At 64.5% G+C, this 14,561-nt stretch carries 17 protein-coding genes; 7 read left to right on the plus strand and 10 right to left on the minus strand.

All coding sequences use genetic code 11. From position 1 onward, the window contains the following. The first annotated feature begins 30 nt into the window (after nt 1-30). The 3 genes from LB556_RS15430 to LB556_RS15440 all read left to right on the plus strand — a co-directional run bounded on the left by LB556_RS15430 (nt 31) and on the right by LB556_RS15440 (nt 4,441). The gene (locus LB556_RS15430) at nt 31-2,703 is read left to right on the plus strand and encodes a DNA translocase FtsK (RefSeq protein ID WP_224568433.1); all 2,673 of its coding nucleotides are present in this window, start codon (nt 31-33) and stop codon (nt 2,701-2,703) included. A gap of 134 nt (nt 2,704-2,837) precedes the next feature. Further along, a complete protein-coding gene (locus LB556_RS15435; RefSeq protein WP_224568709.1) occupies nt 2,838-3,518 on the plus strand; it encodes an outer membrane lipoprotein carrier protein LolA in 681 nt (226 codons plus the stop codon). Nucleotides 3,519-3,634: 116 nt separating this feature from the next. Further along, a complete protein-coding gene (locus tag LB556_RS15440) occupies nt 3,635-4,441 on the plus strand; it encodes an exodeoxyribonuclease III (protein WP_224568435.1) in 807 nt (268 codons plus the stop codon). 48 nt (nt 4,442-4,489) lie between these two features. Here the strand turns inward: LB556_RS15440 and LB556_RS15445 are convergent, their stop codons facing one another. Together LB556_RS15445 and LB556_RS15450 are read right to left on the minus strand one after the other, a co-directional pair. Further along, nucleotides 4,490-4,945, minus strand: a complete 456-nt coding sequence (locus LB556_RS15445) for a Crp/Fnr family transcriptional regulator (RefSeq protein WP_224568437.1) — start codon at nt 4,943-4,945, stop codon at nt 4,490-4,492. 121 nt (nt 4,946-5,066) lie between these two features. Then, nucleotides 5,067-5,750 carry a response regulator transcription factor gene (locus LB556_RS15450; RefSeq protein WP_027145512.1) on the minus strand — a complete coding sequence of 228 codons (684 nt, stop codon included), beginning with the start codon at nt 5,748-5,750 and terminating at the stop codon, nt 5,067-5,069. A gap of 144 nt (nt 5,751-5,894) precedes the next feature. On the opposite strand from LB556_RS15450, the gene LB556_RS15455 reads away from it, so the two are divergent. Beyond that, a complete protein-coding gene (locus tag LB556_RS15455) occupies nt 5,895-6,431 on the plus strand; it encodes a L,D-transpeptidase (protein ID WP_224568710.1) in 537 nt (178 codons plus the stop codon). Nucleotides 6,432-6,551: 120 nt separating this feature from the next. Here the strand turns inward: LB556_RS15455 and LB556_RS15460 are convergent, their stop codons facing one another. Beyond that, nucleotides 6,552-6,794, minus strand: coding sequence for a hypothetical protein (locus LB556_RS15460; protein ID WP_224568439.1), 243 nt, complete (start codon nt 6,792-6,794; stop codon nt 6,552-6,554). A 164-nt stretch (nt 6,795-6,958) separates the two neighbouring features. On the opposite strand from LB556_RS15460, the gene gcvA reads away from it, so the two are divergent. Continuing rightward, nucleotides 6,959-7,891: a transcriptional regulator GcvA gene (gcvA, locus tag LB556_RS15465; RefSeq protein ID WP_224568441.1), complete on the plus strand. Its 933-nt coding sequence runs from the start codon at nt 6,959-6,961 to the stop codon at nt 7,889-7,891. Nucleotides 7,892-7,954: 63 nt separating this feature from the next. Here gcvA and LB556_RS15470 read toward each other — a convergent pair whose 3' ends face one another. The 7 genes from LB556_RS15470 to tsaD are packed head-to-tail and all read right to left on the minus strand — an operon-like array spanning nt 7,955 to nt 12,731. Beyond that, entirely contained in the window at nt 7,955-8,698 is a 744-nt protein-coding gene (locus LB556_RS15470) for a glycosyltransferase family 25 protein (RefSeq protein ID WP_224568443.1), read from the minus strand. A 12-nt stretch (nt 8,699-8,710) separates the two neighbouring features. Beyond that, nucleotides 8,711-9,127, minus strand: coding sequence for a DUF1761 domain-containing protein (locus LB556_RS15475; RefSeq protein WP_224568445.1), 417 nt, complete (start codon nt 9,125-9,127; stop codon nt 8,711-8,713). 22 nt (nt 9,128-9,149) lie between these two features. Further along, nucleotides 9,150-9,875 carry a class I SAM-dependent methyltransferase gene (locus tag LB556_RS15480; protein ID WP_224568447.1) on the minus strand — a complete coding sequence of 242 codons (726 nt, stop codon included), beginning with the start codon at nt 9,873-9,875 and terminating at the stop codon, nt 9,150-9,152. Then, the gene (locus tag LB556_RS15485; protein WP_224568448.1) at nt 9,830-10,255 is read right to left on the minus strand and encodes an EVE domain-containing protein; all 426 of its coding nucleotides are present in this window, start codon (nt 10,253-10,255) and stop codon (nt 9,830-9,832) included. Before LB556_RS15485 ends, LB556_RS15480 begins: the two co-directional genes overlap by 46 nt. A 41-nt stretch (nt 10,256-10,296) precedes the next feature. Further along, a complete protein-coding gene (locus LB556_RS15490; protein WP_224568450.1) occupies nt 10,297-10,593 on the minus strand; it encodes a YciI-like protein in 297 nt (98 codons plus the stop codon). Between the two features lie 33 nt (nt 10,594-10,626). Then, nucleotides 10,627-11,649: an NAD(P)H-dependent glycerol-3-phosphate dehydrogenase gene (locus LB556_RS15495; protein WP_224568453.1), complete on the minus strand. Its 1,023-nt coding sequence runs from the start codon at nt 11,647-11,649 to the stop codon at nt 10,627-10,629. After that, nucleotides 11,646-12,731: a tRNA (adenosine(37)-N6)-threonylcarbamoyltransferase complex transferase subunit TsaD gene (gene tsaD / locus LB556_RS15500; RefSeq protein WP_224568711.1), complete on the minus strand. Its 1,086-nt coding sequence runs from the start codon at nt 12,729-12,731 to the stop codon at nt 11,646-11,648. The genes LB556_RS15495 and tsaD overlap by 4 nt, the downstream gene beginning before the upstream one ends. A gap of 101 nt (nt 12,732-12,832) precedes the next feature. Between tsaD and hemC the strand changes: the two genes are divergently transcribed. After that, entirely contained in the window at nt 12,833-13,759 is a 927-nt protein-coding gene (hemC, locus tag LB556_RS15505) for a hydroxymethylbilane synthase (RefSeq protein ID WP_224568455.1), read from the plus strand. A gap of 2 nt (nt 13,760-13,761) precedes the next feature. Beyond that, the gene (locus LB556_RS15510) at nt 13,762-14,478 is read left to right on the plus strand and encodes a uroporphyrinogen-III synthase (RefSeq protein WP_224568458.1); all 717 of its coding nucleotides are present in this window, start codon (nt 13,762-13,764) and stop codon (nt 14,476-14,478) included. Nucleotides 14,479-14,561: the final 83 nt, after the last annotated feature.

Here is a 14,561-nt window from a genome sequence, read left to right on the forward strand (position 1 = left end):
CGGGCCAGGCAATCACTGACGGGGAAGAGCATGCGTTCAGGGGCTTCAGCACCGCTCGCGCTGGCCGATACGGGGCACGGCATCCACGCATTCGCGCGGCGCCAGGTCGGTCGTCTGGTCGGCGCCGGCCTGTTCGCGTTCACCACCTTCGCCATCGCCAGCCTCGCGACCTGGAACGTCGCCGACCCGAGCTTCTCGCACGCCACCGCCAACACCGTCACCAACGCCATGGGCTATGCCGGCGCGGTGTTCTCCGACCTCGCCATGCAGTTCTTCGGCCTTGCGGCGGTTGCCGCGCTGGTGCCGGCGGTGATTTGGGGATACCTGCTGTTTTCGGCGCGCGGCGTCGACCGGCTGCCCAAGCGCGGGCTGTTCTGGTTCGGCTTCGCGCTGCTCGCCGCGGCGATCGCGGGCTGCATCGTTCCGCCCAAGACCTGGCCGCTGCCCACCGGTCTCGGCGGCGTCTTCGGCGACATGGTGCTCAAGATTCCCGGCGTCCTCATCGGCGGCTATCCGACCGGACTGATCGCCAGCGTGCTGGCCGTATTGTTGGCGGCACCCGCGCTCTGGCTGTTCGCCTATGGCGCCGCGTTGATCGGGCGCAAGAACGGCTTCGCGGTGATGGAAGAACCGGCGGCCGCGGACCCGCGCGAGGACGAACTCCTGTTCGGCAATGACGAGGACGAGGGCGACGAGGGCATACTGGCGCTCGGCGCAATTACACATTGGTGGCTTTCCCTGCGCGCGTGGATGCATCGCCGGGCGGTGCGCCGCAGGCAGCAGCGCGACGCATTCGAGCCGGAGATGGAGCCACGCGCCAGCGCCTGGCGCCGTGCCGCCGAACGGGTCGAATCGGCCGAGTTCGCCGAATCCCGCATGAGCCAGAACGGCCGCGCCCGCGTCGAGCCGGAATTCTTCGCCGCCATGGTCAACGACCGCGGCGTTTCGGTCGATCCGGCCGACGACGATGTCTTCGACGATCGTTTCGAAACCGGCGAGGACGATTTCGATCTCGACGATGAGCCTGTCGCCGGACGCCGTGCGGCGTCGGGCGCCAGGGTCCAGCAGTTCCGCTCCGACGCGGCCACGCGCGTGGCGGCGCCGGCTCCGCGCCCGGCTCCGGGCGCCCGCGTCCAGCGCGAGGCGCAGACCTCGCTGATCGGCTCGGACACGTTCGAAATGCCGTCGCTGCATTTCCTGTCCGAACCCAAGAACGTCGCGCGCGACCCAAGCCTTTCCAAGGACGCGCTGGAACAGAACGCGCGCCTGCTCGAAGGCGTGCTGGAGGATTTCGGCGTCAAGGGCGAGATCATCGCCGTCCGCCCAGGCCCGGTCGTCACCCTTTACGAGCTCGAACCCGCGCCCGGCATCAAGTCGTCGCGTGTCATCGGCCTCTCCGACGACATCGCCCGCTCGATGAGCGCCATCGCCTGCCGCGTCGCCGTGGTGCCGGGCCGCAACGCCATCGGCATCGAACTGCCGAACGCCAAGCGCGAGACCGTCTATCTCCGAGAGATCATGGCCAGCCGCGATTTCGAGACGACCAAGGCCAAGCTGGCGCTGGCGCTGGGCAAGACCATCAATGGCGAGGCCGTCATCGTCGACATCGCCAAGATGCCGCACGTGCTGGTGGCCGGCACCACCGGTTCGGGCAAGTCGGTCGCCATCAATACGATGATCCTGTCGCTGCTCTACCGGCTGACGCCGCAGGAATGCCGGCTGATCATGATCGATCCGAAGATGCTCGAACTCTCCGTCTATGACGGCATCCCGCATCTCTTGACGCCCGTCGTCACCGATCCGAAGAAGGCGGTGGTGGCGCTGAAATGGACCGTGCGCGAGATGGAGGACCGCTACCGCAAGATGTCCAAGGTCGGCGTACGCAACATCGACGGTTTCAATGCGCGCGTGCAGCAGGCCGAGAAGAAGGGCGAAAGGATCTCGCGCACCGTGCAGACCGGCTTCGACCGCCAGACCGGCGAGGCGATCTACGAGACCGAGAATCTGGATCTCGAGCCGATGCCCTATATCGTCGTCATCATCGACGAAATGGCCGACCTGATGATGGTCGCAGGCAAGGACATCGAAGGCGCCGTCCAGCGCCTGGCGCAGATGGCGCGCGCCGCCGGCATCCATGTCATCATGGCGACGCAACGTCCCTCCGTCGACGTCATCACCGGCACCATCAAGGCCAATTTCCCGACCCGCATTTCCTTCCAGGTGACGTCGAAGATCGACAGCCGCACCATCCTGGGCGAGCAAGGCGCCGAGCAGCTGCTCGGCATGGGCGACATGCTCTACATGGCCGGCGGCGGCCGCATCCAGCGCGTGCACGGGCCGTTCGTCTCCGACGACGAGGTCGAGAAGATCGTCGGCCACTTGAAGCTGCAGGGCGTGCCGGAATATCTCGACGCCATCACCGAGGATGACGGCGAGGACGACGACGAGCCGTCCGGCAAGGGCGGTTCCGGCGGTGGGGGCGGCGGCAATTTCGAGGATTCCGACGATCCTTACGATCAGGCGGTCTCGGTGGTGCTGCGCGACGGCAAGGCTTCGACCAGCTATATCCAGCGGCGTCTCGGCATCGGCTATAACCGTGCCGCCTCGATCATCGAGAAGATGGAAAAGGAAGGCATTGTCGGCCCGGCCAATCATGCCGGAAAACGCGAAATCCTGGTGCCGACCGAAGACGACAAATTCTGACGGATAGGAGTTCGCGGCAACTTTGAACCCTCTGGCGCGTTCAACCGGGTGAGCAGTCACCGCCTCGCCAAACTTCAGCCCAACTGGGGGTTCACGACAGCGGCCAAATCAGGAATCAGACGAGAGTGACCGATATGAAAAACGATCTTTCAGCGCTCGGCGATCTTGCCCCGACACGCCGCCATTTGTTTGCCCTCGGCCTGGTGTTCGCAGGGGCGGCCGCGCTCAACGTGATGCCCGGAGTCGAGCTGCTGGCCTCAGCGCAGGCGGCCGTGCCTTCGGCGGCGCAAAAGATCGCCGACCATTTTTCCTCCGTGAAATCGATGAGCGGAGAGTTCGTTCAGTTCGGGCCCAACAACCAGCAGACCGGCGGCAAGTTCTTCCTGGAACGGCCCGGCAAGATCCGGTTCAATTATGACGGAGCTGCGAACTTCAAGGTTATCTCCGACGGCCAGTCAGTGGTCATCCTCAACAAGAGGCTGAACACATCGGACCTTTATCCCTTGTCGAAGACGCCACTGAAGCTGCTGCTCGACGACAAGATCGATCTCTCCGGCGGCCGCGTCAAAAGCATCAAGGAAGAGAGCGATCTCACCACCATCCAGCTTGCCGACAAGTCGGTCTTCGGCAATTCCAAGATCACCATGATGTTCGATCCGAAGACCTATGAACTGCGCCAGTGGACGATCACCGACGCGCAGGGCAAGGACACGACGGTGATGATCTACAACGTCAAGGAAGGCGTCAGCTTCGCGCCTGACACCTTCGCCATCGACTATACGGCGAACCGCGAGTTGAACACCAAGACGAGATAGGTCCTCGTCTCTTCGGAGTTCCTTCTGGGCAACGCTGGCCTGATGATCATCGTCCAGCTTGTTTTTGCGGCGCGCGACTGGCAGTAGAATGGCGATCTCTTGCCGGACCCCGCCGCATGCCCTTTTCCATCGCGACCTGGAACATCAACTCCGTGCGCCTGCGCATGCCGATCATCGAGCGCCTGCTCGATGAGTACGCGCCCGATGTGCTCTGCCTGCAGGAAACCAAGGTCCCGGACGAACTGTTCCCGGAAAAGGCGTTCCGCAAGCTCGGTTACCAGCACATCGCCTTCCATGGCCAGAAAGGCTATCACGGCGTGGCGACGGTGGCGCGGCGGCCGATCGAGGTGGTCGAAAGGCGCCGTTTCTGCGACATCGAGGACAGCCGGCACCTGTCGGTGACGGTACGGGCCGGCGGCAAGGCGATCCTGCTGCATAATTTCTACGTTCCCGCGGGCGGCGACGAGCCGGATCCCGAGATCAACAGGAAGTTCAGGCACAAGCTCGATTTCGTCGCCGAGATGAACGCCATCCGCGCCGAGCACAGCGAGGTGTCGGGCTCGGTCCTGGTCGGCGATCTCAACATCGCTCCGCTCGAGCACGATGTCTGGTCGCACAAGCAATTGCTCAACGTGGTCAGCCACACGCCGGTCGAGACCGAAAACTTCGAGGCGATGCGGCTCGCCGGCGGCTGGGTCGACCTGATGCGGCTCAACGTACCATCGGAACAGAAGCTCTACACATGGTGGAGTTATCGCGCGCAAGACTGGGAAGCGTCGAACCGGGGCCGTCGGCTCGACCATGTCTGGTCGTCGCCCAACCTGGTTCCGGATTTCACCGGCTATGAGATTCTGAGGGCGGCGCGTGGCTGGGATCGTCCGTCGGACCATGTGCCGGTCATCGCGCGCTTCGATCTGGACTAGCGATACGCAGGCTTTGCGGCGAATGTCGTGTGGCTGCGCCGGCCGTGCTCACCCTGAAAAGCGCGGGGCCAGTTCCTCGATGCGGCGGATCATGTCGTGGAATTCCTCGGAGATGCGCTGGTGCAGCTTCACCGCGACATCGGGATACTCCTCCAGGATGCGCCGGAACATCTTGCGGCTCAGCCTTATCACTTCCGAGTCGATTTCGGCCGAGGCGCTGGTGAGCCGGTTGGTGTCGGCGATCAGCGCCAGTTCGCTGAGCATCGTGCCGGGGCCGACTTTGCCAATCGGGATGCGCTCGCCATTCTGCTCGCGGTAGAGCACGATACGCCCACTGACCACGACATAGGCCGAGTCGGCCACGTCGTCCTCCCGATAAAGCTTGTGGCCCGCCTGCAGGAAAGTGGTCTCGGCACCGAAGGCGAGCAGGCGCAACTGTTCCTGCGTGAAGCCTTCGAAAAGCCTCACGGCAGACAGGATGCGGATGTCGTCATCCAGCGCCATCTAGCTGTGTCCCCGAACGGTCAGTCCAATCCCTCCTCTGCGATACGATCCAGAATCCCCCTCCGACAGGATCGTACCCGAAAGCGGCCCCGCCCAGGCCGCCCATTGGATAATGAAATGTTTAAGGAACCAGCTTGTAGCCACCGCTTTCTGTCACAAGAATTTCGGCATTGGAAGGATCGCGCTCGATCTTCTGGCGCAGACGGTAGACATGGGTTTCCAGCGTGTGCGTGGTGACGCCGGAATTGTATCCCCACACTTCCTCCAGCAGCACGTCACGCGTCACCACCTTCTGGTCGGCGCGATAGAGATATTTGATGATCGAGGCCTCCTTTTCCGTCAGCCGCACCTTGCCGCCGCGCGGGTCGATCAGCAGTTTCTGGCTGGGCTTGAAGGTGTAGGGGCCGACCGAGAAGGTCGCGTCCTCGCTCTGCTCGTGCTGGCGCAGTTGCGCCCGGATACGCGCCAAGAGCACCGCGAAGCGGAACGGCTTGGTCACATAGTCGTTGGCACCGGCCTCAAGACCCAGAATCGTGTCCGAATCGGTGTCGTGGCCGGTCAGCATGATGATGGGCGCCTTGTAGCCGCCCTTGCGCAGGATCTTCACCGCCTCGCGGCCATCCATGTCGGGCAGGCCGACATCCATGATGAGCAGGTCGATGAGGCCGCCACGCGCGGCGGTGACGCCTTTTGCCGCAGTGGATTCCTGCAGCACGTCGAATTCCTCGTAGAGGGACAATTGCTCGACCAGCGTGCCGCGCAGGTCGTCATCGTCGTCGACGATCAGGATGGTGCGTGAAGTCATGGATCAATCCGTTGTTTTGAAAAGTGAATTCAGTTGACCGCTGCGTATTTATGCGGAAGCTTGCCGGCACAATAGCCGATCACAGTGATTTGTTCCGTGGCACGATCATACAAGAAAAAACGCGATCGCAATGCAGCCGGCGCAATTTTGGTAAAACGGCTGCGCGTGCTGACCGTACGGGCAAGGCCCGGCCACCCGAGCCAGGGCCTGCTGCAAGCTGGCACAACGGTGTTTGCGTGCGCGCTGGGGCGTGGCGGCATCTCGTCCGGCAAGCGCGAGGGTGACGGCGCCACGCCGCTCGCTTCAATGCGTATCCTGGCGGGCTATTTTCGCGAGGATCAGTTTGCCGCCGGCCGCAGGACGCGACTGGCGATGGCGCCGATCGGGCCGGATCTCGGCTGGTGCGAGGTACCTGACGACCGCAACTATAACAGGCCGGTCAAGATACCCTACGGCGCCAGCCATGAACGCATGCGGCGCGAGGATCGGCTCTATGACGCCTGCCTGGTGCTCGACTGGAATATCGCGCCGCGCCGCCGCGGGCGCGGCAGCGCCATCTTCTTCCACCTTGCGCGTCCCGGCTTCACGCCGACGGAAGGCTGCGTGGCGGTAACCGCGCGCACGATGGCACGGCTTCTGCCGCTGCTGTCGGCCCGGACGGTGGTGAGGGTGGTGAGGTAGGGGAATAGGGGAATAGGGGAATAGGGGAATAGGGGAATAGGGGAATAGGGGAAAGTCTTCAGTAGCAGCAGACACGTTCAAACCGCATCACCAATGCTACTCCCCTACTCCCCTACTCCCCTATGCCTTCCTATTCCGCTGCCAGCCTATGTCGAGAAGGCCCAGCCTGCCCATCTCGCGGTCCATGGCCCGGGCGATATCCTTGCGGCTGGCGCCGATGTCGCGCAACTGGCGATCGGACAGATCCTCGACGTTCTGGTTGGGAAGGTTGACCGCGACCCTGGCCTGCCGCAGCCAATCACGGACAGCCGACAGCCAGCCCGAGCGGACGACGTATGCAGGGTGAAGAGCGATGTGAGACATGATGTGATCCGTATTCCCCGGACATCAAATCCGGTTTGATGGTGTCTTGATGTTGCAATCATGCCGTATTGAAAAACAAACGGGAAACGAGTAGTTCTTTTGTCATCGTCAAGTTTTATTTGAGGATAAGGCTCCATGCATCACTTCGACCGGGCCGAACGCTGATGGCGATCCTCTTGCCGGGAACGCGGGCGCTCAGGACGCTGCAGGCGGCGGCCCGGCACCTCAATTTCACCCGAGCCGCCGACGAGCTTGGCCTGACGCCTGCCGCCGTCAGTCACCAGATCAAGGAAATCGAGGATCATCTGGGCATCGTGCTGTTCACCCGTACCAGCCGCACCATCCGGCTGACGGAGGCGGGCACCGTGCTTTACGAGGCGGCGACCGATACGCTCGACCTGCTTGGCCGGGCGGTGATGCGGGCGCGCAAGATTGCGCGCGGCACGGAATTCCTGAAGGTGACGCTGGACGCGCAATTCGCGGCGAAATGGCTGATGCGGCGCGTCGAGAATTTCCGCAAGCAGTGTCCGGGCATCGAACTCAGGTTCGACATCGCCTACGGCTTGCGCGATTTCGACCTGGACGACGTCGATGTCGGCATCCGCTTCGGCGCGGGTAAATATCCGGGACTGAGCGCGCATCGCCTGTTCGACAACATCATCATTCCCGTGTGCAGCCCGGGCCTCCTGACGTCGGGGCCACCCCTGCGTGAGCCGCGCGACCTGTTCAACCACACGCTTGCCCATATCGAATGGGCCCGGCAGGGCGTGACATGGCCGAACTGGCGCATGTGGATGGCGGCGGCCGGCATCGACGATTTCGACGACAGCCGCACCATCGTGTTCGGGACATCCACGGATGCTGTCCAGGCAGCGTTGGACGGCAATGCTGTCGCGCTCGCCGATTTCGCGATGGTGGCAAACGATCTGTCCGAGGGCCGGCTGGTGCGGCCGTTCGAACTCAGCATCAGGGTTGCGCCGGAGTTCGCCTATTTCCTGGTCTATCCCCAGGCGATGGCCGAAGATCGCCGTATCGTCGCCTTCCGCGAATGGATCCTCGAGGAAGTCGCCAGGACGCGAACGACGGACAAGGCCTGATCTCTTTTTTGTGCAATTCCGGACGGAAAACCGCGACGCAGTTTTCCTGGAATTGCTCGGCGCTCAGGACCGGGCATTGTGGCCGAAGATCATGCGCCGGTACTTTTTCACGTTCCATTTCAGCTTCTTGTACAGAAGCGGCTGCTTTTTGCCGGCGACCGAAGTCTGGAAAGCGCCGTTTTCACTGCCCTGCTCGACAATCGGCCGCTCGAACCACAGCATCTCGATGCCCAGTTTTTCGTCCATCTGCTCGATCTGATGGTCGATCACGGTGTATATCTTGTGCTCATCGATCCAGGCACAACGGGCTTCGGCGACCGGGCGGGTGATGAGATAGGAATCGGCGCACCTGGCATGGAGCGCGGGATAGAGCCTTTGGCCCTTCCGCAATTTCCAGCTCGGCGTGTAATAGGTGCTGCCGTTGCCGAGATAGATGACGGCCTTGCGCGTCGGGCCGCCGAGTTCGGCCAGACCTTGCCGGAATTTGGCGACGAAGTCGCGGGCGAGGAAGACGTCATCCTCGAAGACCAGGCAATAGGGCAGGTCGGTCTCAAGGAAATCGCGCCAGATACCGACATGCTTCAGCGCCAGCGAGACCGCCGGTGGATACGTAAAGGTGGGAGCGACCAGTTCGCTCCGGATATCGGGCGTGATATCCGGCCGGTCCCACTCCGTGTAAAAGGTGACGGGCACGCCGCGCCGCTCGAACTCGCGGACAATGTGACGGCGCCGGTCGTCATAGCCTTGCTTGACGTGGCAGACCCGGGTGAACACAAGGTCGCGGGGAAATCCGGACTCGTCGGCCATCGTCAACGCAGCTCAGCTTGCCACGGCGCCGAACCAGCCGATGACCGCGCCGATGATCAGCAGCACGCCAAGCCAGTGGCCACCGTCGATTAGGGTGAGGTCCCAGCCGAAATTCTCGTAGCGATGGTTGACAGAGAGCGTCGTGGCGACGAAACCCAGCCAAAGCACGAAGCCGAAGATCAGTCCGGCCAGCCAGGTCGGCTCGCCACCCGTCATCGCGCCGACGACCAGGGCCATGATGCAGGCCATCAGCAGTTCGGCGACGAAGGAGATGACGAAGGGCAGCGGAGATCTCTTCATCGTCGCCGGATCGAGCTTCGCGGCCTTCAGCCACGGCTTGCTCAAGGCCATGTACCAGCCGGCACCGAACAGCCACGCGACTACGGCGGCGACGATCACCGCGATCCAGTTCACTGCTGAAAAATCCATGAGTTCCCCCTCCTGTGCGGCTTCATGGAAACGCCTGTTTGGCGATGGCGTCAAGCAGTCGCCATACGGTCGTACGCTTGATCTCGGCATCCTCGAGCGCCCTTGTCACAGGCACCTGGTAGACGCAAAGCGGCTCCAGCCCCGATCGCGGCAGATAGGACCGGCCGGGATCGCCGACCAGGATGTCGGCGCCACGCCGTTTGAGCGCCGAAAACCACGGCATCAGCCTGTCGGCGAAGGGCTTGTCGTAGAAGACGTCGCCAGCCAGGATCACGTCCCAACCCGCGTCGGCGCCGATGCAGTCCGTGCCGAGGAATTCGAGTTCGACGCCGTTGGCCTCGCCATTGAGTCGGATCGCGGTGGCGCAGAAAGGATCGATATCGGCGGCGGTTACCTCCGCGGCGCCGGCCTTGGCGGCGGCGATGGCGACGAGGCCGGAACCCGAGGCGAAGTCGAGCACGCGCCTACCTTGCACGGTGCCTGGATTGTCGATGACATAGCGGGCGAGGCCCTGGCCGCCGGCCCAGGCGAACGCCCAGAAGGGTGGCGGCAGGCCGATCTCGACCAGTTCGTCCTCGGTCCGCTGCCAAAGATCATGCGCTTCGTCGGCGAGGTGGAGCAGGATCTCCGGCACATGCGGCGGCGCCATCAGCGCCGTATTGTCCAGGATGAACTTCCTGGCGCTATCGGGAGTAAGTGCTGTCACGGAGCCGGCGTCAGGCCGCCCATGCGGCAGACTTCCTTCCATTCGGCCGGGGTCACCGGCTGCACGGAAAGCCGTCCGAGCCGCACCAGCGCCATCTCGGCCAGTTTTGGATTGGCCTTGACGTCTTCGAGTGTCGGCGGGTTCGGCATGTCCCTGACGGCGCGGATGTCGACGCATTCCCAGCGCGGATCATCCGACGTGGTGTCGGGGTGGGCGAGCGCGCAGACCTCGGCGATGCCGACCACGTTCAGCCCCTCGTTGGAGTGGTAGAAGAAGCCGAGATCGCCGATCTGCATGGCCTTCATGTTGTTGCGGGCGGCGTAGTTGCGCACGCCGTCCCATTGCGTGCCGGCCTTGCCCTTGGCCTTAAGCGCCTCGAAGGAGAAAACCGAAGGTTCGGATTTGAACAGCCAGTAGTTCATTTTTTCTCCTCATGCGGCCCAGGCGTCACGGGCGCCCGGAATTAACTAGCCGCCGGCTTGTTGAACGTCCAGTTCCACGGGCGGATTTCGACGCTTTCGAACAGTCCGGCCTTGGCATAGGGGTCGGCGGCCGACAAGGCCTGCGCGCCGTTCATATCCGACGCCTCGACGACGACGAGGCTGCCATTGGGCTTGCCGTCGGCATCGAGGAAAGGGCCGGCAAAGGCCAGCTTCTTGTCGGCGTTCAGCCCTTCGAGAAAGGCGACATGCTCGGGCCGCGTGTCGAGGCGCACCTGCAGGTTTCCGGGCTTGTCCTTGCAAATCAGTGCAAACAGCATGTCTTTCTCCTGGGTGGTTGGATGAGCGTAGGATCAATCGTTGGTTTCGGTCTTCAGCGGCCGCGTCATCAGGGCCGTCACGGCCTGGCCGATGGTGATGGTGCCGTCCAGTATGGCGGCCACGGCGGCTATGATGGGCGCGTCGATGCCGCGCTCGGCGGCGATGCGCGCGGCGATCGCCGCGGTCGGCACACCTTCGGCCAGCGGCAGTCCGGAAAGCGCCTTGCCTTGCCCGAGCGCCAGCCCATAGGCGAAATTGCGCGACTGCGCCGACGAGCAGGTAAGCAGCAGGTCGCCAAGGCCGGAGAGCCCCATCAGGGTCTCGGACCTGGCTCCGAAGGCGGCACCGATGCGGCGCAGTTCGACGAAGCCGCGCGTCACCATGGCGGCCTGGGCGCTGGCGCCGAGGCCGGCACCGGTGACGGCGCCGGCGGCGATGGCGAAGACGTTCTTCAAGGCGCCGCCGATCTCGACGCCGATGAGATCGCCGCTCGAATAGCAGCGCAGATTTTCAGCCGAGAAGCGGGCGGCAAGATCGGCGGCAAGCGCCTCGTCGCCGGCAGCCACGACGACCGCGGTCGGCAGGCCGCGGGCGACATCGGTGGCGAAGCTCGGGCCCGACAGGGCGGCGACCGGGTTTCTCGGCAGGATCTCCGCGGCGATTGTCGAGAGCAAGGCGCCGGTGTCGCGCTCGATGCCCTTGGCGCAGAGGACAAGCGGAATGCCGTCCGGCATATGATCCTTCGCGGCCGCCAGCGTCGCCCGCAACGCCTGCGCCGGCGTCACCGCCAGCACGCAATCGGCGCCGGCAAGCGCTGCCCCGATGTCGCTGGTAGCCTCTATGCCGGGCGCGATGGCGATGCCGGGGAGATAGCGCGGGTTCTGGCCCTGAGCGATCGAGGCCACCGTTTCGGGGTCACGGGCGAACAGCCGCACCGAATGCCCGGCGCGCAGCATGGCCAGCGCCAGCGCCGTGCCCCAGGCGCCGCCGCCGAGCACGGCGACACGCCAGCCGTTTTTGCCGGGGCCTTCGCCCTTCATGGCTCGATCGGTCATGCCTTGGCTCCGCGCCGGCCGGAGCCGACCATTGGCGCCGAGACGCTGTCCAGCGGCCAGCGCGAGCGCGGCGCGAAATCGAAGCCGTTCTCTTGTGCCATGCCTTCGCGCAGCCGCTCGATGCCGGCCCAGGCGATCATCGCGGCATTGTCGGTGCACAGTTTCAGCGGCGGCGCGACGAAGGTGAAACCGGCCTCGGCGCACAGAAGCTCCAGTCTCGCCTTGATGGCGCGGTTGGCGGCGACGCCGCCAGCGACGACGAGCGCCGGGTTTTCCGTGCCGGGGAACGTTTCGCGAAAGCGTGCCAGCGCGCGCGAAACGCGGTCGGCGAGCGAATCGGCGACGGCCATCTGGAACGAGGCGCAGATGTCTGCGACATCCTGGTCGCTCAAGGGTTCGATCGCTGTCGCCGCCTGGCGCACGGCCGTCTTCAAGCCGGAAAAGGAAAAGTCGGGCTGCGCCGAGCCCTTCATCGGCCGCGGGAAGGCAAAACGCGAGGCTTCGCCCGATAGCGCCGCCTTCTCGACATTGGGGCCGCCAGGATAGGGCAGGCCGAGCATCTTGGCGGTCTTGTCGAAGGCTTCGCCGAGCGCGTCGTCGATGGTGGTTGCCCAGCGCTGATAGTCGCCGACGCCGCGCACGGCGACGATCTGCGTGTGGCCGCCGGAGACCAGCAGCAAGAGATAGGGGAATGCGAGACCCTCGGTCAGCCGCGCCGTCAAGGCGTGGCCTTCGAGATGGTTGACGGCGATCAGCGGCTTGCCGGCCGCGGCCGCGATGGCCTTGGCCGTCATCAGGCCGACGATCAGCCCGCCGACGAGGCCCGGCCCGGCGGTGGCGGCGATCGCATCGATATCGGCCAGGGCCACGCCCGAATCGGCGAGCGCCGCCTCGACGATTCCGTCCAGCGCCTCGACATGGGCGCGCGCGGCGATCTCCGGCACGACGCCGCCGAACGCGGCATGCTCCTCAATCTGGGAAAGCACGACGTTGGACAGGATTTTCGGCGCGGCATCGCCCTCCAGCGCCACGACGCTGGCGGCGGTCTCGTCGCAACTCGTCTCAATGCCCAGAACGCGGATCAATTCGTCGCCATCTCCAGAGATTGTATGTCAAGGCGTTCCTCGCTAGGAGAGTGCCCGGAAACGCAAAGCCAGCCGGGGGTTATCACGGACCGCGCGCCATGCAAACAACCTTGAAAATCGGAACACGCGGCAGCCCGCTGGCATTGGCGCAGGCGCATGAAACACAGACGCGGCTGATGGCCGCGCACGGCATGCCGGCGGCGGCGTTCGAGGTGGTTGTCATCTCGACCAGCGGCGATCGTATCCAGGACCGGCCGCTGTCGGAAGCCGGCGGCAAGGGCCTGTTCACGAAGGAAATCGAGGAGGCACTGCTCGACGGGCGCATCGACATCGCTGTGCATTCGTCGAAGGACATGCCGACGCAACTGCCTGACGGCCTGGAACTGTCCGCCTTCCTGCCGCGCGAGGACGCGCGCGACGCCTTTGTCGGCAGGGCGGCAAGGACGATCGCGGAATTGCCCAAAGGGGCGAAAGTCGGTTCCTCGTCGCTGCGGCGGCAGGCGCTGATCCGCCGCATGCGGCCGGATCTCGACGTGGTGATGTTCCGCGGCAATGTGCAGACGCGGCTGCGCAAGCTCGACGAAGGGGTCGCCGCCGGCACCATCCTGGCCTGCGCCGGACTGAAGCGGCTGGGCCTCGACCATCTCATCACCGACCTGATGCCGCTCGACATCTTCCCACCGGCGCCGGGCCAGGGTGCGATCGGCATCGAGACCCGTATCGGCGACCGTCGTGTCGAGAAGATGCTGGTGGCGATCCACGATGTGGCGACCGGGCAGGCGCTCGCCTGCGAGCGCGCCTTCCTGGCGGCGCTCGACGGCTCCTGCCGCACGCCGATCGCCGGGCATGCCGTGATCGAGGGCGGAAAGCTTTCTTTCGCCGGCCTGCTCATCTCGCCCGACGGCACGCAGTCGCATACGGTCGCGCTGCATGGACCGGCACAGGATGCCGCCCGCATCGGCGACGAAGCGGCGCGGACGGTGCGGACCAAGGCCGGCGAAAAGTTCTTCGACGGCTGGGCCTGACGGTGCTCCGCGTCCTGGTCACCAGACCGGAGCCGGGTGCGTCGCGCACGGCGCGAAAGCTGGAGGCGATGGGTTTTGAGCCTCTTCTCCTGCCCTTGACCGAGACGATGGCATTGCCGGTCGACGCCACGGCGGTCCCCGACGACGTGGCAGCCATTGCCGTCACCAGCGCCAATGCCGTGCGCCATGCCCCTGGAGACCTGGTAGCGGTGCTTTCCCATCTGCCTTGCCATGCCGTTGGCAAGAGGACCGCGGAGGCCGCGCGCCAAGCCGGCTTTCTCTCGGTCAGCGAGGGGCTTGGCGATGCCGAGGCGCTTGCCGACGACATGGCCGTCGCGTTTTCCGGTAAAACGATCGCCTATCTCTGTGGGCGCGTGCGGTTTGCGGCCTTCGAACAGAAGCTGAAGGCAGCGCATGTCCAGGTGCATGCCGCCGAGACCTATGACACCCTTGCGGCGCGCTATTCCGACGAAGCGATCCTTTCGCTGATATCGGGCAAATCCGTCGATGCGGTGCTGCTCTATTCGGCCAAGGCGGCTGCTGCGATGCAGGCCCTGGCCAGACGGCCCCCCCTGCAAGCCGCCTTTGAAAAGACGCGGGTTTTTGCCCTTTCCGCGCGCATTGCCGCCGCCCTCGGCGACAGCGCCGGCCACGCAATGGGCATTGCCGCACGACCTGACGAGGAGGCGCTGCTGGCACTTTTGCGGGCACGGCCCTGACCCGCGTCATCACACCGCCCCTTTTCACCGCTTGGTGATGTGCTAGACCCTTTTTAGAACCATCACGCGCCGCCGGGCGTTGA

The sequence above is a fragment of the Mesorhizobium sp. ES1-4 genome, from assembly GCF_020164745.1.
Classification (GTDB): domain Bacteria; phylum Pseudomonadota; class Alphaproteobacteria; order Rhizobiales; family Rhizobiaceae; genus Mesorhizobium.